This is a genomic window from Photobacterium pectinilyticum (genome assembly GCF_024357955.1).
GTDB classification, from domain to species: Bacteria; Pseudomonadota; Gammaproteobacteria; order Enterobacterales; family Vibrionaceae; genus Photobacterium; species Photobacterium pectinilyticum.
Genome location: NZ_JANEYT010000038.1, coordinates 20,702 through 41,664 on the forward strand (window position 1 = coordinate 20,702; position 20,963 = coordinate 41,664).

The 20,963-nt window shown below is 44.6% G+C and carries 20 protein-coding genes; 12 read left to right on the top strand and 8 right to left on the bottom strand.

From position 1 onward, the window contains the following. Positions 1–536 precede the first annotated feature (536 nt). The gene (fdhD, locus tag NHN17_RS15785) at positions 537–1,436 is read right to left on the bottom strand and encodes a formate dehydrogenase accessory sulfurtransferase FdhD (RefSeq protein WP_255043567.1); all 900 of its coding nucleotides are present in this window, start codon (positions 1,434–1,436) and stop codon (positions 537–539) included. A gap of 240 nt (positions 1,437–1,676) precedes the next feature. Between fdhD and NHN17_RS15790 the strand changes: the two genes are divergently transcribed. From NHN17_RS15790 to cobB, 9 genes are all read left to right on the top strand, one after another. Next, positions 1,677–2,147: a DUF3305 domain-containing protein gene (locus NHN17_RS15790; RefSeq protein ID WP_255043568.1), complete on the top strand. Its 471-nt coding sequence runs from the start codon at positions 1,677–1,679 to the stop codon at positions 2,145–2,147. Further along, positions 2,137–2,883 (top strand): DUF3306 domain-containing protein, encoded by a 747-nt coding sequence (locus NHN17_RS15795; RefSeq protein WP_255043569.1) that lies wholly within the window; start codon positions 2,137–2,139, stop codon positions 2,881–2,883. Before NHN17_RS15790 ends, NHN17_RS15795 begins: the two co-directional genes overlap by 11 nt. Positions 2,884–3,084: 201 nt before the next feature. Next, the gene (locus tag NHN17_RS15800; RefSeq protein ID WP_255043570.1) at positions 3,085–4,764 is read left to right on the top strand and encodes a 4Fe-4S dicluster domain-containing protein; all 1,680 of its coding nucleotides are present in this window, start codon (positions 3,085–3,087) and stop codon (positions 4,762–4,764) included. A gap of 9 nt (positions 4,765–4,773) precedes the next feature. Next, positions 4,774–5,373, top strand: coding sequence for a TorD/DmsD family molecular chaperone (locus NHN17_RS15805; RefSeq protein WP_255043571.1), 600 nt, complete (start codon positions 4,774–4,776; stop codon positions 5,371–5,373). Positions 5,374–5,555: 182 nt separating this feature from the next. Continuing rightward, positions 5,556–5,795: a twin-arginine translocation signal domain-containing protein gene (locus NHN17_RS15810; protein WP_255043572.1), complete on the top strand. Its 240-nt coding sequence runs from the start codon at positions 5,556–5,558 to the stop codon at positions 5,793–5,795. Positions 5,796–5,808: 13 nt separating this feature from the next. Beyond that, positions 5,809–8,664: a formate dehydrogenase subunit alpha gene (locus NHN17_RS15815; RefSeq protein ID WP_255043573.1), complete on the top strand. Its 2,856-nt coding sequence runs from the start codon at positions 5,809–5,811 to the stop codon at positions 8,662–8,664. A 12-nt stretch (positions 8,665–8,676) separates the two neighbouring features. Next, entirely contained in the window at positions 8,677–9,294 is a 618-nt protein-coding gene (gene fdh3B, locus NHN17_RS15820; protein WP_255043574.1) for a formate dehydrogenase FDH3 subunit beta, read from the top strand. 120 nt (positions 9,295–9,414) lie between these two features. Further along, positions 9,415–10,491: a formate dehydrogenase subunit gamma gene (locus NHN17_RS15825; RefSeq protein ID WP_255043575.1), complete on the top strand. Its 1,077-nt coding sequence runs from the start codon at positions 9,415–9,417 to the stop codon at positions 10,489–10,491. Between the two features lie 280 nt (positions 10,492–10,771). Next, positions 10,772–11,482: a Sir2 family NAD+-dependent deacetylase gene (gene cobB, locus NHN17_RS15830; RefSeq protein ID WP_255043576.1), complete on the top strand. Its 711-nt coding sequence runs from the start codon at positions 10,772–10,774 to the stop codon at positions 11,480–11,482. 112 nt (positions 11,483–11,594) lie between these two features. Here cobB and NHN17_RS15835 read toward each other — a convergent pair whose 3' ends face one another. The 5 genes from NHN17_RS15835 to potA all read right to left on the bottom strand — a co-directional run bounded on the left by NHN17_RS15835 (position 11,595) and on the right by potA (position 16,859). Next, positions 11,595–12,638, bottom strand: coding sequence for an extracellular solute-binding protein (locus tag NHN17_RS15835; protein WP_255043577.1), 1,044 nt, complete (start codon positions 12,636–12,638; stop codon positions 11,595–11,597). 350 nt (positions 12,639–12,988) lie between these two features. After that, positions 12,989–14,020 carry an extracellular solute-binding protein gene (locus NHN17_RS15840; RefSeq protein WP_255043578.1) on the bottom strand — a complete coding sequence of 344 codons (1,032 nt, stop codon included), beginning with the start codon at positions 14,018–14,020 and terminating at the stop codon, positions 12,989–12,991. Between the two features lie 109 nt (positions 14,021–14,129). Further along, entirely contained in the window at positions 14,130–14,900 is a 771-nt protein-coding gene (gene potC / locus NHN17_RS15845; RefSeq protein WP_255043579.1) for a spermidine/putrescine ABC transporter permease PotC, read from the bottom strand. Beyond that, positions 14,900–15,757: a spermidine/putrescine ABC transporter permease PotB gene (gene potB / locus NHN17_RS15850; protein ID WP_255043580.1), complete on the bottom strand. Its 858-nt coding sequence runs from the start codon at positions 15,755–15,757 to the stop codon at positions 14,900–14,902. The genes potC and potB overlap by 1 nt, the downstream gene beginning before the upstream one ends. After that, entirely contained in the window at positions 15,741–16,859 is a 1,119-nt protein-coding gene (gene potA / locus NHN17_RS15855) for a spermidine/putrescine ABC transporter ATP-binding protein PotA (RefSeq protein ID WP_255043581.1), read from the bottom strand. The genes potB and potA overlap by 17 nt, the downstream gene beginning before the upstream one ends. Positions 16,860–17,244: 385 nt before the next feature. On the opposite strand from potA, the gene NHN17_RS15860 reads away from it, so the two are divergent. From NHN17_RS15860 to NHN17_RS15870, 3 genes are read left to right on the top strand one after another with little or no spacing between them, the layout of a single operon-like run. Further along, positions 17,245–18,045: a DUF2189 domain-containing protein gene (locus NHN17_RS15860; RefSeq protein WP_255043582.1), complete on the top strand. Its 801-nt coding sequence runs from the start codon at positions 17,245–17,247 to the stop codon at positions 18,043–18,045. After that, positions 18,042–18,830: a glucosaminidase domain-containing protein gene (locus tag NHN17_RS15865; RefSeq protein ID WP_255043583.1), complete on the top strand. Its 789-nt coding sequence runs from the start codon at positions 18,042–18,044 to the stop codon at positions 18,828–18,830. The genes NHN17_RS15860 and NHN17_RS15865 overlap by 4 nt, the downstream gene beginning before the upstream one ends. A gap of 3 nt (positions 18,831–18,833) precedes the next feature. Further along, positions 18,834–19,442 carry a DUF2987 domain-containing protein gene (locus NHN17_RS15870; protein WP_255043584.1) on the top strand — a complete coding sequence of 203 codons (609 nt, stop codon included), beginning with the start codon at positions 18,834–18,836 and terminating at the stop codon, positions 19,440–19,442. A 76-nt stretch (positions 19,443–19,518) separates the two neighbouring features. Here NHN17_RS15870 and NHN17_RS15875 read toward each other — a convergent pair whose 3' ends face one another. Together NHN17_RS15875 and NHN17_RS15880 are read right to left on the bottom strand one after the other, a co-directional pair. Next, complete coding sequence (locus NHN17_RS15875; protein WP_255043585.1) at positions 19,519–19,920, bottom strand: hypothetical protein; 402 nt, start codon at positions 19,918–19,920, stop codon at positions 19,519–19,521. A 474-nt stretch (positions 19,921–20,394) separates the two neighbouring features. Next, entirely contained in the window at positions 20,395–20,796 is a 402-nt protein-coding gene (locus NHN17_RS15880; protein WP_255043586.1) for a hypothetical protein, read from the bottom strand. Positions 20,797–20,963 lie beyond the last annotated feature (167 nt).

Genomic DNA, 20,963 nt, shown 5'->3' on the forward strand with positions numbered 1-20,963 from the left:
AAAACCGAAGAAAGTGTGTTCTAGATCAAGATTCCCGGAGGGAATTTTATGTTTTAGAGTAATTGCTCACGCTTTTTCTTTTTGGGTTTCATTTGTCACATCAGACCAGTGATAAATCCCGCATATATGACGGAGGATAAATATTAATAAATACATATGGATGAATAAATATTTATCCTTGATTTTATTGGTTGTTCTATCTGCAAGTTAATGATTAAGTAGTATAAATAGTAAGGTGGAAGTCAGTAAGCTGGTGTTAGTTAATGCCAATTGGCAGGATTGGGCTATTTTATAAATTAATGATGGCAAATGTGGCTCTGAGTGGAAAGGTCGGGTTGGAAAGATTGCAATCTCTCGCATTGGGATAACGAGTTGATTCAGTTTTTGCTATCTCTTGTTCTGTCTATGGATGATGGCTTTAGAACAAGGGGAGAAGGATCCCCCCTATAAGTGCAAGTCGCGCTCAGAGGCCTTACAATTGCTGAGCATTTATAAACCTCTGGGGTAAGCGCTATCCATTACTTATTACCATCTTGCTAGTGGTCAGCCTGAAGATGATCGGTATCGCCTTTATGTGTTGGCTTATGTGAGTCTTCTTTTGATTGGCTATCGTTCTCTCCCTTGATATCCAGAATGAGGTTATCCATACCGTTGTACACCTGGAAACGGTGTCCTTTTGCACGGGCAATCATGGTAATACCGAGCTTCTGAGCAAGGTCATAACCCATCTGGGTGGCGCCCGAGCGGGAGAGCAATACTGGGATCCCCATCTGCGCGACTTTGATCACCATCTCGGAGGTCAGTCGACCTGTAGTGTAGAAAATCTTATCGGCACCTAGCTCACCTTTGAGCCACATCTCACCGGCAAGAGTATCTACCGCGTTGTGACGGCCGACATCTTCCACAAATGAAAGGATCTCGGTGTCTTTACATATCGCGCAACCGTGGACCGCACCTGCGGCTTTATAAGTTTCGTTATGGTGGGTCAGAGCTTCAAGTAAGCCGTACAGTTTAGACTGAGGAATTCGCGGCTGTGGGAGTTGGACACCTTCAAGCTTTTTCATGACATTGCCGAACATCGTGCCTTGCCCACAACCAGAGGTGACGGTTTTTTTTCCCAGCTTCTTTTCGAGCCCGTCGGTATTTTCGCGGGTGATGACTGCGGCGGAGTTGGTTTCCCAGTCAATGATCAGCGATTCAATAGCATCGATGTCTTCAATGAAACCTTGGTTTTTCAGATAACCGAGCACTAGCGCAGAAGGGCGTTCACCCAACGTCATCAGGGTGACAATTTCCACCCAGTTCAAATACACGGTAAGCGGGTGTTCACAGGCAATTTCTTTTTCCATCATATCGCCATACTCGTCCATTACCTGAACGGTCATCGTCTGATTAACCGATGAATTTGTTTTAATTATTTTTGGCAACTGGCTCATCAAATTATCCTGCTGTTGATGTGATTGTTTTCATGTATACGCAACACAGTCTGAAGCGTCTACTTTTAAAACATAGAGTAAGTCGTTGGCAGGTGTGGAGCAAACATCGTTCCAATTTATTTGTATCGTAAAATTTCATTGCTTTGGGGGCGGTTATTAACGTTGGTCTGATATTTGCTTTGTTGGGTGCTATAGACCTCAAAATCCGATAAGCCATAACGATAAAGCTAGGGAGCGAATATGCCAGAACAATATAAGAATGAATCTTTGTGGCCTATAGCGTTTCGCTTGGTCTCGCAAGAGAAGCAAATCGGGCGTTGGACAACACTTTCTTGGTCCATTCAAGACGTTTGCCTCTATGACGAAGAAGAGAAAGAAACGTTGGTGAGTGAGCAAGGTGGATACCTTATGCCATTGGAGTTGCATCGTCACGAACGTTCAGATTACCGTTTTAATCTTAGTTCTCGTGAGCCGCACTTATTTATTGTTTGCGAAGAAGACAATGAACAGCTTTCGCCCTTATTGATAACTGCTGCTCAAGGCTTGGCAAGTGGATATATGGATGGCGACTACCAAGTCCTTCATATCAAAGCACCTTTACAGATCCAAGCGTGGATGGAGGCTTTCATCGGTCGTCATGGCGAGCAAATCGAATATCGACGCAAACGCTGTAAGAACAAAGAGCAGAAAGGGCGTTCCAGTGGTAACTAATTTCTTCCAGCGTTGGTCTCAGCGCAAATTAAATATTCGGGATGAAGACGGCCTTGAATTAGATCAGGATGTTACGGCCTCAGAACTGGTCAAGGACAATGCTGTTGATGATGCTGGCACTGACATTCACCCCGTTCAAGAGGTTGAAATTGATCCGTCATTGAATACACAAGCCAATGATGAACAAGCTCCAGCGATTTCGGAAACAATAGAACCTCAAACAACAAAGTCAGATTTACCATTCCCAGATCTAACCCTGGCTGATGCCACAAAGGTGACTTTTGATTCTGGTGTGTCGAACTTTATGAAAGAAGGTGTTGAAAAATCAGTGAAAAAAGCGGCACTGCGTAAACTTTTTCATTCTGATGAATTCAACTATGTCAGTGACATGGATGATCATACCGAAGACTTTTCTAATATCCCTGTGCTTGATACCAAAGTGACTCAGCAGCTTCGCCAATGGGTAAATCAGGTTGCAGAGACAACAGAAGACATGATTAAAGCGACTGGCTCTGACCATTCACTCGCCGCTGTTGATGGCGTTCAAGCTAAAGATGGGGCAATAGAAGAAGAGACTACGGCTGTTGATGATATTCAAAAGGTGAACGTTCAAGAGAATGTTGAAACGGATATTGCATTTGCGGGCCCGACTGAACTAGAGACTGAAACAGAATCAGACTCGATTTCTGATAGCAAGTTACTCCATAGCGATAAGAACGATTTGCTAAAGGGTTAAGGATATTTTGCCCTTGCTATGGATGGATAAATGGCAACGCCATAATAAATAAAAAGTAAGTCAGCCGTCACTCGAAGAGCAACAACAAACGAACTGGGACAAAAAGGGAACAATACCCTTAAGAAAGATCGGGACATTTTGGCGCAATAGTCGTCATGGGGTGGGACAAATTGTCGCGGTGACAAGTAGACAGGAATAATAATGTTAAATAGTACACTTGAAGCACTTTCTGCGTTCGATGAGCAAAATGGTAAAGCTAGGCTAGCGGCGGTAAATGGTACCGTTGAGCTTTCTAATCTTATTCCACCAACGGTTTCTTATGAAAGCCGCGGGAATGTTTTGCTGGTGGGTGCAGAAAACGTTATCACAACGCTTGAAGCACAGTTTACTTCGCTGAATTCGGTAACCCTACTTGCCACAGCGAAAGCGCCATCATCAGAGGATGCCAAAAACAGTGTTAAGCGTAACAACCTTTATTATGCGAGTAAGGCAACTCTGAAAGGTTACCTAGGCGCATTTGAAGTGTCTTGTGATATTGAGAATATGCAGACAGCAGTGAATCTGGCAAAAGTGGCTATTGGTCATGATTGCTTTGATTTAGTTGTTGATATGACGGAAAACGGTTTATCAGCTGTTGAAATTTCAGCTCCAGGTTATTACGCAGTTGGAGCAGGAAAAGCGAAACTGGCCAATGTGATCGAAGATCTTCCTGCGATGATTGGTACATTTGATAAACCAAAATATTTTCGTTTGGATCCTGAACTCTGTGCGCACTCTTCACGGGGGGTAACAGGGTGTGAGCGATGTGTTGATGCTTGTCCTGCTGGCGCATTGTCAAGCACGGGTGATCATATAGAAATTAATCCATACCTTTGCCAAGGTGTGGGAACCTGTGCGACGGCGTGTCCAACAGAAGCGATTTCCTATGCACTCCCTGATCCTACTAATACGCAAAACTTTGTTCATCGGTTAATCACTAATTATCGAAAAGCAGGTGGAGAAACACCTACGCTACTTTTCTATGGTAATCGCGATGAAGCCACGGTAAACGAGATCCTTTCTGACCTCCCTGAGTCAGTGATTCCCGTCGCATTGGAAGAGTTGGCCACAGTTGGTATTGATACTTGGTTTAGTGCACTGGCATACGGCGCGCATCAAGTGCTTTTAGCGACGAATACTTCTTATATTCCCGACACTATCGATCGTGTACTTCGCGATGAATTAGCGACTGCTCAGTCTTTCTTGGCTGAAATGGGTTATGACATTGAACGTATTGCTTTGTTTGATTTTACTGAGGCGAAGACCTTCACGGGTTTTGATTCTGCATTATTGAATATCGCTGACCCTGTTGAGGGGACAAAACGTGAGAAGTTATTTGCTGTTCTTGATGAGCTTTACGCATTAGCTCCAGTTAAACCTGAACGTTCAGCAGTTGCGGAAAATGAACCTTATGGTTCGGTAGATTGTCGAGCAGAAGATTGCACCTTGTGTATGGGGTGCGTGTCTGTGTGTCCAACCCGGGCATTGCATGCCATTGGTGATCGTCCAGGCCTGTTATTTATTGAACAAGATTGTGTGCAATGTGGCATGTGTGAAAAAGCGTGTCCTGAAAAAGTGATTTCTCTTAATCCGGGAGTGACTTGGAATGCGCAAACTCGTCAAGAAGCACGTGTTGTTCATGAAGAAGAAGCAGCGTGTTGTACCAGTTGCGGTAAAGCTTTTGCACCGGCTTCTATGGTGAAAATGTTGACTGAAAAGTTACAAAACCATTCACAGTTTCAGGGAGAGGCTATTCGACGCCTGAATATGTGCGAAGACTGTCGTGTTCGCGATATTTTCTCGACGATCGTCGATGATCCTGAAAGTCAGCTAAAGGTGTAGGAATAGCAAATGGAATCAGTACTTCAAACCGCTCAGGAAGAAAGTGTACTGCGTGTAGAAATTTATGGCTTGTTGGCACATTTGTTTCGTAAGGGGCCGGATCAAACCGTTTTAGATTGGCTTTCTTCACTGGATGTTGAACCGAATCAAAATGTGTCTAATACCATGGCAGCCTCTTGGCCTGTTTTGAAACTTGCCGCTCAAACAACATCGGTTTTGGCTGTTGAAGAAGAGTATCAAGATTTGTTCATCGGGATCGGGCGCGGAGAAATTGTGCCTTTTGGTTCATGGTATTTGACCGGTTCATTAATGGAAATGCCGCTTGCACATCTTCGTCGTGATCTCATGCAGTTGGGTTTTCAACGTGACGAGAGTGTAAAAGAGCCGGAAGACCACATTGCCGCTTTACTTGAAGTCATGGCGATGCTGGTGGAAGGCGGAGATAGACATCTCCAGCAAGTTTTCTTCAATCGCCATATCGCAACCTGGTTCGAACAACTTTGTAATGACCTAAAAAAGGCGAACAGTGCTGTGTTTTATAGTGCAGTTGCTGAACTGGCTTTGCAGTTCCTGTTGGTCGAAAAAACACGATTGATAGAGGTGAACTAGACTTTACCTAATTTTGATTTTGTGACGACGTAACCGCTACCTAGCTACTAAATGATAGTGCTCAAGATGTAGCTGAGGAAACAATCGAAAGTCGTTATGTATTTTACGAAAAACTTAGCAGAAAAATTGATTTTCGAAGCGAGTAACTCGGATTCGGAAACACGATAAAGGAGCAAGCTTTTATGAGTGAGCAAAACAAAGCTAGTAAAGATGAAGCTATTCATAATGACATTAGTCAAAGTCGGCGCCAATTACTGAAAAACATTGGTTTGAGTGCGGCTGCTGGTGCTGTTGCCGCTGGGGCGACAACAGCCGTTCAGGCAAAGGTCGAACAGTCTGACGGCAATAGCAATAATCACGATGACAATACAACTGGCTATCGCGAAACCCAGCATGTTCGCGATTATTACGAAACCTTGTAAGACGGAGCCATAAATGAAACTGACAAAACGTTCCGACAACGTAAGCAAGGACGAAAACCAGCTAGGTATTTCGCGTCGTTCCTTTATTCGTAACTCATCACTGGCGGCTGCTGGTGGCATTGCCGGTGCAGGTTTGTTTGCTCCGGGTATGATGAAAAAAGCTGAAGCTAAAGAGGTTGACCCTAAAGCGCCGGCAGAAGTGAAACGTACTATTTGTTCTCACTGTTCAGTAGGTTGTGGTATCTACGCCGAAGTTCAGGCAGGGGTATGGACAGGTCAAGAGCCCGCTTTTGATCACCCATTTAATGCGGGTGGTCACTGTGCGAAAGGTGCAGCCCTGCGTGAGCATGGCCATGGTGAGCGCCGTATCAAATACCCAATGAAACTGGTTGATGGTAAGTGGAAAAAACTGAGCTGGGAGCAAGCACTGGATGAAGTGAGCCAGCAGGTGAAGAAGATCCGCGAAGAATCGGGCCCAGATTCAATTTACTGGCTGGGTTCTGCAAAGCATAACAATGAACAGGCTTATTTGTTCCGTAAAATGGTGTCTTTATGGGGCTCTAACAACGTCGACCACCAGGCACGTATCTGTCACTCAACAACGGTTGCCGGTGTTGCAAACACCTGGGGTTACGGGGCGATGACGAACTCGCTCAATGACATGCACAACTGTAAGTCGATTCTGTTCATTGGTTCTAACCCAGCAGAAGCGCACCCAGTTGCCATGCAGCACATCTTAATCGCTAAAGAGCGTAACAGCTGTAAGATTGTGGTTGCCGATCCGCGTCGTACCCGTACGGCGGCGAAGTCTGATCACTATGTTTCTCTTCGTCCAGGCTCAGACGTTGCCTTCATTTGGGGTGTGCTATACCACATTTTCAAAAACGGCTGGGAAGATAAAGAGTTTATCCGCCAGCGTGTTTGGGGGATGGATGAAGTTCAAGCTGAAGTGGCCAAGTGGACGCCAGCTGAAGTGGAACGTGTGAGTGGTGTACCAGAAGCGGATGTTTATCAAACAGCGAAGATGTTGTCTGAAAACCGCCCGGGTTGCGTCGTTTGGTGTATGGGTGGTACTCAGCATACGACCGGTAATAACAACACCCGTGCTTACTGTATCCTTGAGCTAGCCCTTGGCAATATGGGTAAATCAGGCGGCGGTGCTAACATCTTCCGTGGTCACGATAATGTACAGGGTGCGACTGACTTTGGCGTACTGTCTGACAATCTACCTGGCTACTACGGCTTGTCTGAAGGAGCTTGGAAACACTGGGCAAAAGTGTGGGATGTGGATTACGAATGGCTAAAAGGCCGATTTGACCAGAATGAATACAGTGGCAAAAAGCCAATGAACAATGCCGGTATTCCTGTTTCGCGCTGGATTGATGGTGTGCTTGAGGACAAAGCGAATATCGAGCAAAACGATAACATCCGAGCCATGTTCTACTGGGGGCATGCGGTAAACTCTCAGACCCGTGGTCCCGAAATGCGCAAGGCGATGGAAAAGCTGGATATGATGGTGATTGTTGACCCGTATCCTGGTGTTGCAGCGGTAATGAACAACCGTAAGAACAATGTGTATTTGCTACCGGCCACGACGCAATTTGAAACGACAGGTTCGGTAACCGCGACAAACCGCTCTGTTCAGTGGCGTGACCAGGTGATTGAACCGTTGTTCGAATCTAAGCCTGACCATGAAATCATGTTCCTGCTTTCCCAGAAACTGGGTCTATCTGAGCAGTTGTTTAAACACATTCGTGTTGAAAACAATGAGCCCGTGATTGAAGACATTACCCGCGAGTATAACAAGGGTATGTGGACAATTGGTTACACCGGACAGAGCCCTGAACGCTTGAAAGAGCACCAGCAAAACTGGCATACCTTCCACAAGACTTCTCTTGAAGCGGAAGGTGGCCCAGCAAATGGTGAAACCTACGGTCTACCTTGGCCTTGCTGGGGTACGGCAGAAATGAAACATCCAGGTACCCATATTCTTTATGACACATCTAAAACGGTTGCCCAAGGTGGCGGTAACTTCCGTGCACGTTTCGGTGTAGAGCGTAATGGTGACAGTTTACTGGCTGACGACAGCTTCTCACTAGGCTGTGAACTGGAAGATGGTTACCCTGAGTTTACCGACAAGATGCTTAAGCAACTGGGTTGGTGGGATGATCTTACCGCTGAAGAAAAAGCACAGGCCGAAGGTGAAAACTGGAAAACTGACCTGTCTGGTGGTATCCAACGCGTCGCGATTAAGCATGGCTGTATTCCGTTTGGTAATGCAAAAGCCCGTGCTGTGGTATGGACTTTCCCTGATGCTGTTCCTCTGCACCGTGAGCCACTGTATACGCCTCGTCGTGATTTGGTCACTGACTATCCAACATGGGATGACAGCGAAGCGATGTTCCGCCTGCCAACACTGTACAAGTCGATTCAAGACAAAGACATGTCTGGCGAATACCCAATTGTACTGACCTCGGGTCGATTGGTTGAGTATGAGGGGGGCGGTGATGAAACCCGCTCTAACCCTTGGTTGGCAGAATTGCAGCAAGAGATGTTTGTTGAGGTTAACCCGAAAGATGCCAATGACATTGGCTTCAGAGACGGTGACATGGTGTGGGTAGAGGGGGCCGAGAAGGGCCGCATCCACGTTAAAGCGATGGTAACACCGCGCGTGAAGCCGGGACTGGCATTTATCCCGTTCCACTTCGGCGGTAAGTTCCAGGGTGAAGATCTACGTGACCGTTACCCTGATGGCAGTGCGCCGTTTGTTTCTGGTGAAGCGGCGAATACGGCTACGACTTATGGCTATGACCCTGTAACTCAGATGCAAGAAACCAAAGTCACCCTTTGTAAAATCTCTAAAGCGTAAGGAGTCATTCTGATGGCACGTATGAAATTTCTTTGTGACTCTAAGCGTTGTATCGAGTGCAACGGTTGTGTGACAGCTTGTAAAAACGAAAATGATGATGCGCTTGAGTGGGGTATTCAGCGCCGTCGCGTTGTTACCCTCAACGATGGCCTGCCGAATGAGAACTCTATTTCGGTAGCTTGTATGCATTGTAGCGATGCACCATGTATGGCGGTATGTCCTGCGGACTGTTTCGTACAAACAGAAGATGGCATCGTTTTGCATGACAAGGACCTATGCATTGGCTGTGGTTACTGCTTGTTTGCCTGTCCGTTTGGCGCACCGCAGTTCCCACAACAAACGGCCTTTGCCGAACGTGGCAAGATGGACAAATGTACCTTCTGTGCCGGTGGCCCAAATGTAGAAACGGGTTCGGTTGAAGAGAAGCAGAAATACGGTGCCAACCGTATTGCTGAAGGTAAGCTACCTATGTGTGCTTCTTTGTGCTCGACCAAGGCTCTGTTGGCCGGTGATGCCGCGAAAATCTCAGATATTTACCGTGAGCGAGTTGTCGCACGAGGTGCCAAAGAAGCGGGTTGGGCAAGCACTGACGACCTTGCATATGATGCCTCTGAGGTCCGTAAGTCTTAGAGCGAGTTAACGAATAAGTGGCAGTTGTATCTAAGTGTTATTTGATATGTGCTTTCTGATTGAGCTGCCATTGAGTAAAGAGATTTGAACATAACTGTTGAATTAACAGTCGGGAGTAATATGACTAAGCGAATTCAACGCTGGTTTTTCTTGCTGGCCACTGCTGTGGTATTGATGTTTTCATTATCGGCAGCAGCAAGCAATGAATCCGGTGCTAACTCTGAATCTGAGCGCTTGGGCGAGTCTGTTGTAAGGCATGAAGTCATCGGTTTTGCCGGTGCTGACTATTGGCGAGCGGTTAAGGATGGTCAAGAAGGCTATACCACGTCACAGTCACCTGAGCATGGCGTGCTGATTAGTGTGCCAGGGCAGACCTGGTTCATCATGAAAGAGAAGTGGATGTCTCCACTTGGTGCGCTGGCTATTTTTGGCAGCTTGGTAATGGTGGCGCTAGCATATGTTGTCGTGGGTCCGCTCAAGCTGAGTAAGCCAAAGACTGGGCGTAAAATTAAACGTTGGAGCCGCCTTGATAGGGCGCTGCACTGGAGTTTGGCTTTCACCTTTTTGACGCTGGCATTCAGTGGCCTGACGTTGGTTTATGGTAAGTACTTTATTAAGCCTATTGTGCCAACAGAGCTGTGGGGTTGGGTAATCTACGCGGCCAAGCAATACCATAACTACATTGGCCCGTTGTTTGCGTTATTCTTAGTGGCTGTGCTTGTGAAGTGGTGGCGTAAGAGTATTTTCAATAAGGTCGATATGCAGTGGTTCATGAAAATGGGCGGCATGGGCGGCAAGCACAAAGGTACTCATCCATCGGCAGGGTTCTCCAATGGTGGTGAAAAGGCGATCTTTTGGTTGTTGATTTTCTTTGGTGCCTTTATTGTGGCCAGTGGTTTTATCCTCGACTTTCCGATCTTCGACCAAACCCGCCGTGATATGGAATTGTCACATCTTGTCCATATGCTTTCGGCATTGGTACTTATTTGTGGTTTCATCTTCCATATTTATATTGGTTTGTTTGGGATGGAAGCGGGCCTTGATGGCATGATTACCGGTGAAGTTGATGAGACTTGGGCGAAAGAGCATCACGATCTCTGGTATGAAGAGGTAAAAGACTTGCCAGAAAACCAGCCGGGTTATGATGATAAAGTCGAAGCGGATAAGAAAGGCAGTGCCGCACAAGATAATACATAGGTAGCTACATTATAGCCATGTAAACCGGTAGCTAAAGTTACCGGTTTTTTTAGACGAAGATTATGTCTTTTATTAATGATTTTAGGTTTTGATATCAGTAGGTTAGTATAGCAACCCACAACATGGTCGAGAGAACCCAGGAATGTTACTTTAACACCTTAATGCACTATAACTTTTTATTTGTTGTCTATAATTAGACTAATGTCGTAGACGTTTCGCTTATAACCACATGAAAACAATGGTATAAAGCTTATAAGAGAACAAAAGAAGGACACGGCTTATGCATTTCCCATATCGCAATATTGTTGTACTAACTGGCGCGGGTATTTCTGCGGAATCAGGCATACGTACATTCCGTGACCAAGACGGACTGTGGGAAAACCATCGCATTGAGGATGTGGCGACGCCAGAAGGCTATTACCGTGATCCTGCATTGGTCCAGAACTTCTACAACCTACGACGTCAACAGCTAGAAAGTGGTACGGTGTTTCCCAATGAAGCGCACCGTGCGCTTGCAAGGCTTGAACAAGAGTTGGATGGTAAAGTCACTATCGTGACGCAGAATATTGATAACTTGCACGAAGCTGCGGGTAGCAAGAATATTATTCATATGCATGGGGAGTTATTAAAAGCCCAGTGCAGCGAAACAGGCCAATCCATAGAATGGAAAGGGGATATATCGCTAGATGATCATTGCCACTGCTGCCAGATGCCTGCACCAATGCGGCCTAACGTGGTTTGGTTTGGTGAAATGCCGATTGGTATGGATAGAATTCATGACGCATTATTAGAAGCGGATTTATTTATTTCTATTGGAACATCTGGGGCAGTGTATCCAGCCGCAGGCTTTGTTCACGAAGCCGCTATGCATGGTGCTCATACGATTGAACTAAATTTGGAGCCTAGTGAGGTTGAAAGCGAGTTTGCCGAGAAGCGCTATGGTCCGGCTTCGAAGCTAGTCCCTAACTTTGTTGATGAGATACTTGGATAGTGACGAAAATAAGCTCACTTTCAAAACCATGCAAAAACGGGTCTTAACTGCCACTGGTGAAAAATAAAAAACTCGGGACTCAGCCCGAGTTTTCAATACTGATTGGGAGAGATTACATACCTGCTTTTAGTTTCTGGTAGTACTCTTCGTAAAGGGTAACTGCACCGTTTACGCTGTCTTGCCATTCACCTGCATCCATCACTTCTTGAGGTGGGTAGATGCTTGGATCGTTTATAAACTCAGCTGGAAGCTTGTCTTTAGCTGTTGCCACAGGTGTTGGGTAACCGATCTCTAGTGCAATTTTCGCTGCGTTTTCTGGGCGAAGTAGGAAATCGATCATCTTATGGGCTGCATCGGTGTTCTTCGCATTGGCAGGGATAGAAATGCTATCCATCCAGAAGATCGCGCCTTCTTTTGGCCATACGATGTCAATTGGAGCGCCTTCCTGGCGAGCCATGTAAGCAGAACCGTTCCACAGCATGCCTAGTGAGGTTTCTCCAGCCATGTATGGGTTTGCAGGGTAGTCAGAGTTGAATACCAATACGTTTGGCATTAGCTTTTTAAGCTCTTCGTACGCGGCTTTAATTTCTTCAGGGTTCTTGGTGTTCGCAGAATAGCCAAGTTTACGTAGGGCGATATGAAAGAACTCACGAGCGTCATCCATCATCATCAATTGGCCTTCCCATTTAGGATCCCAAAGGTCAGCCCAGCTAGCCACTTCTTCTTTGTCCATCATATCAGTGTTTACACCGATACCGGTCGCACCCCAGATGTATGGGATAGAGTAATCATTCTCAGGGTCAAAGGGCTTGTGCAGGAAATTAGGGTCGATCTCGTCAAAGTGGCTTATCTTTGACTTGTCGATTTTTTGCAGCATATTTTCTTCACGCATCTTCGATACATAGTAGGTTGAAGGAACCACCAGATCGTAGCCGTCACCATGGGTTTTCAGCTTTGCGTACATGGTTTCATTCGACTCATAGGTCGAATAAATCACTTTAATACCCGTTTCTTTGGTGAACTGTTCTAGAACCTCTGAAGGGATGTATTCAGACCAGTTGTAGAAATAAAGCTCTTTGTCTGCGGCTGTTGCCATGCTCGAAAACATCGCCATAGCGCAAACACCACCGGCCATTAAAGAAGACCATTTTTTCATTGTTATATGCTCCAAACTAAATGGGATATTGAGAGTGTTCTCTAGCGAATGTACTCATAATGGATGAAAATCACCTCTGTGAAGTACTAACCGCTTCTCCTGCAAAGTGTCGTGATGTCCAGCTTAGTCGCTGAACGCCGGATTGCTACCTGTGTATTGAAGGTAGCTAAGTTTGTTAAAACACACTGAAAATAAAGCGCTTTTAAGAGCATTATTATAACAGGGAATTGAATGGCTACGATATGGAATATCAAGCCTTAATAACTGTCTGAACTATTAGTCGCCAATGTTTGTATGTTTTCGATATAAAAAAGGCAGCCATTTGGCTGCCTGGAGTTAATGCATTGCTATTACTGGCCGGCTTTTAGTTCTAGGAAGTAATTTTCGTAGCGGATGTTCATTTCACCAACGGAATCTTGCCATTCACCACGGTCTAGATCTTCTTGCGGTGGGAACAAAGTTGGGTTGTCTTTGTACTTGGCGTTTGATGCTTCAACGGCAGTTAGGTAGCCCGTTTCATCAGATATTTTTGCAGCAACATCAGGACGTAACAAGAAATCAATCATCTTGTGTGCTGCCTCAACGTTCTTGGCATTTTTGGCGATAGCAAGGCTATCAACCCAGAAGATACCGCCTTCTTTTGGCCAAATCAGCTCAATCGGCAAGCCTTCTTTCTGAGCGGCTGCAGCAGAGCCATTCCACAGCATACCTAAGCCAACTTCGCCCGCTAGATATGGCGCGGCAGGGTTGTCTGAGTTAAATACCAATACGTTTGGCATCAATTTCTTCAATTCTTCGTGGGCTTCATCGATCTGTTTTGGATCGGTAGTGTTACCAGAGTAACCTAATTTACGCAGTGCAATGTGGAACACTTCGCGCGTGTCATCCATAAGCATGAGTTGGCCTTCAAGCTCCGGATTCCAAAGGTCCGCCCAGCTATCGAAATCAGCAGGGTCATACATGTCAGTGTTAACTGCCAAGCCTGTCATTGCGATAACGTGTGGGATCGAGAAGTCGTTGCTTGGGTCAAAAGGCTTATCCAGATAATTCTTATCAAGCTCTTTAAAGTTGGTTAGCTTTGATTTATCGATTTTCTGTAACATGCCTTCATCGCGCATTTTTGCAACGAAGTAAGTTGACGGCACAACCAGGTCGTAACCTTGGGGGTGAGCTTTTAACTTAGCGTACATCGTCTCGTTCGACTCGTAAGTCGAATAAATCACTTTAATACCAGTTTCTTTAGTGAACTGCTCACGAAGCTCCGTAGAAATGTACGGCCCCCAGTTCATAAAGACTAATTCCTTGTCTGCGGCATTGGCAACGTGAGTAAACATCGCTGCAGCGCATGCAGTACCGGCTAGAAAAGCGGACCATTTTTTCATTAGATGATCATCTCCAAAACCCTTTTAGGGTGTTAATACAAAACAAGTGGCCCGAAGGCCACTTGCTCGTTTTTTGGCTAATGCCAAATTTAAAGCGGTGTAACAAGCCTTATTTGATTTTCTCTCGTGCCAGTAGCTGAGAGGTGACAACCAGAATCAAAGATACTATTAGCATAATTGTAGCCAATGCATTTACTTCTGGTGAAATACCCACTTTAACCATGGAGTAAATCTTCAAAGGCAGAATTTCATAACTTGGGCCTGTCACAAATGAACTTACAATCACGTCATCTAAAGACAGAGTAAAGCTCAACAACCAGCCTGCGGCAACCGCAGGTTTGGCTAGCGGTAGGATAATTTGTTTCAGAATTACCCATTCGCTAGCGCCTAAATCACGGGCTGCTTCTAGCATTTTTACATCAAACCCTTTTAATCGGCTGTATACCGTAACCACAACAAAGGGTAGGCAAAATGTAATATGTGAAAGTAGCAAGGTTAGGAAACCCATCTCCGCGCCAACTAATAAGAACAGCGCCAGTAGCGAAATAGCCATAACGATATCGGGTGACATCATGACGACAAACAGCATACCGTTGACAAAATGCTTGCCACGAAACTGATAGCGGAAGAGGGCAACGGCCGTTAAGCTACCAATAATTGCTGCTGCTGTAGCTGAAAACACAGCAATGTTCAGTGAGTGCCATGCTGCCTGCATCAAGCTATCGTTGTTTACCAATTGGTGATACCACTTGGTCGTGAAGCCACCCCATTTCATGCCGAATTTACTGGCATTGAATGAGTTCACAATCAGAATAATGATTGGTGTATATAGGAAGGCATACACCACAGTCATAAAACTGAATTTTAATGCTCGTCCCATTATTCAAGCTCCACTTTACGGTTTAGTAGCTTGCCCGCACGGTAATAAGCGTACAGCATCACTGCCATTGCGATGGTCAAGGCAATGCTGGTTGCAGCACCAAATGGCCAATCACGAGCGTTTAATACCTGGCTCTTTATGACATTACCGATAAGCAGGTTCTTCGCGCCGCCAAGTAGGTCAGACACATAGAACATGCCTAGGGCTGGCAATAGAACCAGCAGACAGCCAGCGATAATGCCAGGCATTGTCAGTGGAAAAATCACTTTCACGAATGTTTGGAACTTGTTCGCCCCTAAATCACGCGCAGCTTCAATGTAGTTGTAGTCCAACTTCTCAATAGCCGAGTACAAAGGTAGTACCATAAACGGCAGGAGAATATAGACAAGGCCAACCATAACCGCGTATTCGGTGTACATAATCCGTATTGGTTTATCGATGATGTCGAGATACAGCAAGGTATTATTAAAAATACCGCGCGAACCAAGCATGATCTTGAGACCGTATGTACGGATCAATGAGTTTGTCCAGAACGGCACAATCACTAAAAACAGCATGAATGGACGCCACTTTTCAGGCATCTTTGCAATCGCATAGGCAAACGGATAGCCAATAACCAAGCAGAGCAGGGTGGCCACCAGCGCCATGTAAAACGAATGCATCATGACCTTTGCATACAGCGGGTCAAACAAACGGATATAGTTGTCTAACGTAAAGGTCATTTCTATCAGGTTTGCATCATCTCGGGTCAGAAAACTGGTTCCGATGATCATCAAGTTGGGTATAAAGACAAACAGCAATAGCCAACTAACAATGATGGTTATGATGATGTTTTGAAGATTAAGCTTCTTGTTCATCTGCTAGCACCACTTCCCAGCTTTCAACCCAAGTAACCGCAACTTTTTGATCCAGAGAGTGGTCTACATCCGGATCATCTTCATTGAAGAATTCACTGACCATAACAGATGTACCTGTCTCCAGCTCAACGACTGAGTCAAGTGTCATACCTTTATAGGTACGCTCACGGATATAACCAATAATACCTTGTGCTTCGTCGCCATTATTGATCTCTTCTAGGCGGATATCTTCAGGGCGTAGTAACACTTTTACCTTGTCACCCGAACTTACAGGCAGTTTACAGTGAATCATTGAAGGGCGGCCTTCAACGTTTGCCAATACACGGGTTTCGTCAAGGCGCTCTTTTACCACAGCATCAAAGACGTTGATTTCACCGATGAAACGAGCAACAAAAAGATTTTCTGGTTCTTCGTAAATTTCACGAGGGGACCCATCTTGCTCAATGTTTCCTGAACGCATAACAATGATGCGGTCTGACATTGATAGGGCTTCTTCTTGATCGTGCGTGACGAAAATAAAAGTAATTCCTAGTTTACGCTGCAGCTGCTTAAGCTCGATCTGCATCTGTTTGCGAAGTTTATAGTCCAACGCAGATAGAGATTCATCCAGCAACAATACTTTTGGCTTGTTCACAACAGCACGCGCGATAGCTACACGCTGCTGCTGACCGCCGGAAAGTTGGTGAGGCTTGCGTGGGGCAAATTGTTCTAATTGCACCATGCGCAGCGCGTCCATAACACGCGGCTCAATCTCTTGTTCAGCCACTTTCTGCATACGCAGTCCAAAAGCAACATTTTCAAATACCGTCATGTGCGGGAAAAGCGCATAACTTTGAAAGACAGTATTTACATTTCGTTGTTCAGCAGGAATACCGGTGACATCTTTGCCGGCAATAACAACTTGCCCCGCATCGGCATTTTCAAAGCCAGCGATAAGTCGAAGTACAGTTGTTTTACCACAGCCAGAAGGGCCGAGAATGGTAAGGAATTCACCATCATTAACATTCAAATCGAGACCAGTGATGATTTGCTTGCCATCGAAGCTTTTGCTCAGCCCTTTAAGCTGAATCACTGGTGCTTTAGTTGTTTCTGCAGCGTTCAATTCTACGAGATCTCCACCTAGGGGTTTTATAGGTAATCCCCCCAACTATTAGGTTGAATTTAGGGGCCGCATAATAGTCCCCTAAACGTGTAATTCAAAGCGTTTTTTTACAATTTTTCTGACTGTTTTCATACTGCTGTATCACTGTTTTATGACAGCCAAGATACAAGGTTCAGGCTTTGAAATAATTAGCTTTAAAATCAATATCAAAGCTTTTACGTGCTGTAAGCATAATCCATTAATCATAGTGTATGAAGCCGGCTGGCTAATTCGCAATCAAAATTTGAGCCTGAATAGAAAAACTGCTTTTTTCCTCAATGTTTCTCTATCGTGCTTAACTAGCGTACAATCACGGGCCAAGTGTGTAATAGTTAGTGAAATACAAATGAATAACAAAACAATCCAAGTTGGTGGTTCAATCGAAAGGGCATTGAAAGGTGAGAGTGATCTTCAATCACTGTCCGTGCTTCAAGAGGCCTGGAAAATCACAGGCAAGAACTTCCTGACTTTCTTGCCTGCGGTTATTGGTTTGTTTCTGGCGCAGGTTGCGTTGCTTTTAGTTGGTCTACAAGTGCAACTGGGAAGTGCAGCGGTGTTTTTTGATTCTGTGATTACTGGCGGCGAAATGGCAGCATCAGTGATTGAAGCGGGATACATGGCTAACTTTTGGTCTGATGTATTAAGCGCCCCTTTATTAGCGGGTGTAAGTTTGATGGCACTCAACCATGCGATTGGTCTTCCTAGTAAGCCAAGTTATTTAGTGAAAGGTTTCCCTTTTGCTGTTGCTTCTGTCATCACTGTTTTGCTTAGTGCTTCCCTACAAGGTATCGCCAACGCTATTTTCCCTATTTTGGGTATGCTTCTTTCTATGGGCTTTAGCCTAGCGATTATGTTGGTTTGTGAAAAGCGTTTATCACCATTGAAAGCAATACAGTTTTCACTTGTGGCAACTTTGCGTAAACTATTGCCGATGACAGCTATTTTCATTGTCATTCTAACGATGTTTATTATTTCATTTGCCACTGCTGGTATTGGCTTGATTTGGACAATTCCATTCTTCTTCAATGTGAAAGCCATTATCTACCGTAACCTTTTCGGTGTTTCTTTACATGTTTCGACCGTTCAAAAAGGCCAAAATGATAACGACCAAGATCAGCAGGGGGATTCAAAGGTTTTTGACGCGTGATAAAAAAAATAACAACCAGTAAAGTTGCCATTATTGCACTAGTCAGTGGATTGACAGCCTGTGGTGAAATCCCTTCTCAAAGCGCTAACGATGAGGCCTTACTGGCCTCATCGCAAAGCACCAAGCCTGACTTCTCTAAAATAACCGATGTTGGTCAAAAGAAAGCGGCCTTTTTCGACTTTCTACGCCCGGCCGTTGAACATGAAAACCAACGCGTAGCAAAAGAACGCCAGTTCTTAGCGTTAATTAAATCTCCAGTCCATGCCGGCGAGTTGCTCTCAGCCGATCAAAAGACCTATGCTGAGAAGCTATCTGACGTCTATAAGGTCCCTCTGAATGATAGCGGCATGACGTCAGAATGGTTAGCGGCAATGCTAAATCGAGTTGATGTGATCCCTGAATCACTTGTTCTGAGCCAAGCGGCCAATGAATCAGGGTGGGGAACGTCACGCTTTGCTGTGGAAGGAAACAACTATTTTGGTCAATGGTGTTATCGTAAAGGTTGCGGTTTGGTCCCCAATGCCAGAAATGATGGCGCAAGCCATGAAGTGGCCGTTTTCGCATCGCCTTATTTATCAGTGCAAGCGTATTTCATGAATGTGAATACGAACCGGGCTTATCAAGACTTACGCGATATTCGCTCAGCACAGCGTAAGGCCGGTGATATAGTTGAAGGCACTGAATTGGCAGAAGGACTAAGCCGTTACTCAGAACGTGGTCAGGCTTATGTTGATGAAATTCAAGCAATGATCAGGCACAACAATCAATATTGGCGCCAAGGATAAAGGATGAAGTTGACCTATTGGCTATTAGCTGGCTTATTTGCCAGCAGTTCGCTCTATGCTCAGGAAGTCGCAGCACAGAACATAGAAATGCGTTACAGCACACTTTACAGCAAGCTCAAGCAAAACGTAAAAGAAGGGCATGATGATGTTAAAATCGCCCTGTTTTTATTGAACCAGCAAGATGGCAGTGTCTGTCATATCCATAAAGGGTCAATGCGCAAAGACAAGCACTTTGAAGAGTTAGTGATCCCAGAAAACAATGAACTAACAGTGCCAGTTGATACCAACTTGCGTCAGGCTAATCCTGATGTAACTTTTGTGATTGATGATGGCATTACCTGTGATGTGTCCATGCAGGTCATTGCTAAGAAATATTACGGCACGGCGATTACGCAAACTGACATCGCTGAACTGGTACCACAGATGAACGAGTTACTGTCTGCTCTCGGTGGTATGTTCTCGGGCTGGTTTATGCCTGATGTTGAAGGCGTGGTGGTACACTTCAATGATGGCGACACTAAGGTGCTCAAGTTGTCATCACTTGCAGACGGTGAAATCGTTAACTTTCATCAACCAGCGGTAAAAGTAACGCCTTGGATTCCTCAAGCTTAAGTTCTAATTTGTTTTAGATTGAAACAGAAAGCCCGGATTAGTATCCGGGCTTTTTCGTATTAAAACAGAGGGTAGGTTAAACATTCAAATCACTATTCGTGGCTTTGATTCTGATACCTCCTTTTTGGTGTTCAGTTACTTTTAGTCCATTAGGGGTTTCATATGAAATATATAGCTTGGCGTTGTCCTTGCACCATTTCGACACTTGAGAAGTTAAAAGAGAGTTGGGTAAGTAACGAGAGTGACAACATTGAGAAAAGTTAAGTTGCGTCTGGCGCTTTAACTCTGAAGCGATATGAGGGTAGAACAAATCGAGCTTTTCATTTCCATCTTTATTACAGAAGTGTAAATTTGCCTTTAATTGTCCTTTTTTATATCTCAATTTCAATTTTGCTGGAATATTGTCATTAATAACCGGTATCTGAACATCCACTGTTTTTTCAATGGGTTCATGAGGTAGAAATAGGTTTGTAAGCATAAGAACTCCTTGGTTTAAATTCATCTTATGTACTATTTGAGAGAAAATTTTCAACCAATGTCACACATACTGAATAGCAGCTAAATAAGATGTGAGTTCTATAGTGGGTGATCAACCTTTTACATTTCTACACACTTTATCTTCGGCTAAGCCGAGGTATATAACAGGTCAAAGCGAAGTGATCCAATAATAATACAAATAGGTTTGGGTTAAAGGAATGTTGATGTTGAAGGGGCGATCGTACATTTCGATGATGGTGAACATGCTGTCATCGTTCGTCTATAGTGGAGTCGTTGGCTCTTATCAACTTGCGGTAAAAGTTACGCCTTCGATCTCTCAGCTCTGATATTCTGCTTTAAATCGAGGAATTTGTACTTTAAGTGGTGAGATATATTCACGTTAGAGAGTAATTAAATGGAATATATAAAGCCCGGGAATATTTCCGGGCTTTTTCGTGTTTGAATAGAGGGATGGTTAAACATATAAATCACTATTAGCTGCTTTGATTCTGATACCTCCTTTCTTGTGTTCGGTCACTTTTAGACCTCTAAGAGTTTCGTATGAGATATAGAGCTTGGCATTGTCATTGCACCATTTTGACACTTGAGAGTCTAAAAGAGAGTTGGGTAAGTAACGAGAGCGACAACATTGAGAAAAATTAAGTTGTGCTTGACGCTTGAACTCTGAAGCAATACGAGGATAGAACAAATCTAGCTTTCCATTTCCATCTTTATTGCACAGGTGTAAATTTGCTTTCAACTGGCCTTTCTGATATCTCAATTTTAGTTTGGCTGGAATACTCTCATTCATAACTGGAATTTGAACATCCACGGTTTTATCAATTGATTGATGCGGTAGAAATAGATTGGTAAGCATAAGACCTCCTTGGTTAAATTCATCTTATGCACTAATTGAAAAAATTTTTTCAACCAATGTCACACATACTGAATGGCAGCTAAATAAGATGTGATTTCTATAGTGGACGATCAACATTTTACATTTCCACACACTTTATATTCGGATTCACCGAGGTGTTTAACAGG

Bases quoted from the DNA above. Each gene is read 5' to 3' on its own strand.
- fdhD (WP_255043567.1), bottom strand. From the start codon at position 1,436: ATGAGCCAGTTGCCAAAAATAATTAAAACAAATTCATCGGTTAATCAG.
- NHN17_RS15790 (WP_255043568.1), top strand. From the start codon at position 1,677: ATGCCAGAACAATATAAGAATGAATCTTTGTGGCCTATAGCGTTTCGC.
- NHN17_RS15800 (WP_255043570.1), top strand. From the start codon at position 3,085: ATGTTAAATAGTACACTTGAAGCACTTTCTGCGTTCGATGAGCAAAAT.
- NHN17_RS15805 (WP_255043571.1), top strand. From the start codon at position 4,774: ATGGAATCAGTACTTCAAACCGCTCAGGAAGAAAGTGTACTGCGTGTA.
- NHN17_RS15810 (WP_255043572.1), top strand. From the start codon at position 5,556: ATGAGTGAGCAAAACAAAGCTAGTAAAGATGAAGCTATTCATAATGAC.
- NHN17_RS15815 (WP_255043573.1), top strand. From the start codon at position 5,809: ATGAAACTGACAAAACGTTCCGACAACGTAAGCAAGGACGAAAACCAG.
- fdh3B (WP_255043574.1), top strand. From the start codon at position 8,677: ATGGCACGTATGAAATTTCTTTGTGACTCTAAGCGTTGTATCGAGTGC.
- NHN17_RS15825 (WP_255043575.1), top strand. From the start codon at position 9,415: ATGACTAAGCGAATTCAACGCTGGTTTTTCTTGCTGGCCACTGCTGTG.
- cobB (WP_255043576.1), top strand. From the start codon at position 10,772: ATGCATTTCCCATATCGCAATATTGTTGTACTAACTGGCGCGGGTATT.
- NHN17_RS15835 (WP_255043577.1), bottom strand. From the start codon at position 12,638: ATGAAAAAATGGTCTTCTTTAATGGCCGGTGGTGTTTGCGCTATGGCG.
- NHN17_RS15840 (WP_255043578.1), bottom strand. From the start codon at position 14,020: ATGAAAAAATGGTCCGCTTTTCTAGCCGGTACTGCATGCGCTGCAGCG.
- potC (WP_255043579.1), bottom strand. From the start codon at position 14,900: ATGGGACGAGCATTAAAATTCAGTTTTATGACTGTGGTGTATGCCTTC.
- potB (WP_255043580.1), bottom strand. From the start codon at position 15,757: ATGAACAAGAAGCTTAATCTTCAAAACATCATCATAACCATCATTGTT.
- NHN17_RS15860 (WP_255043582.1), top strand. From the start codon at position 17,245: ATGAATAACAAAACAATCCAAGTTGGTGGTTCAATCGAAAGGGCATTG.
- NHN17_RS15870 (WP_255043584.1), top strand. From the start codon at position 18,834: ATGAAGTTGACCTATTGGCTATTAGCTGGCTTATTTGCCAGCAGTTCG.
- NHN17_RS15875 (WP_255043585.1), bottom strand. From the start codon at position 19,920: ATGCTTACAAACCTATTTCTACCTCATGAACCCATTGAAAAAACAGTG.
- NHN17_RS15880 (WP_255043586.1), bottom strand. From the start codon at position 20,796: ATGCTTACCAATCTATTTCTACCGCATCAATCAATTGATAAAACCGTG.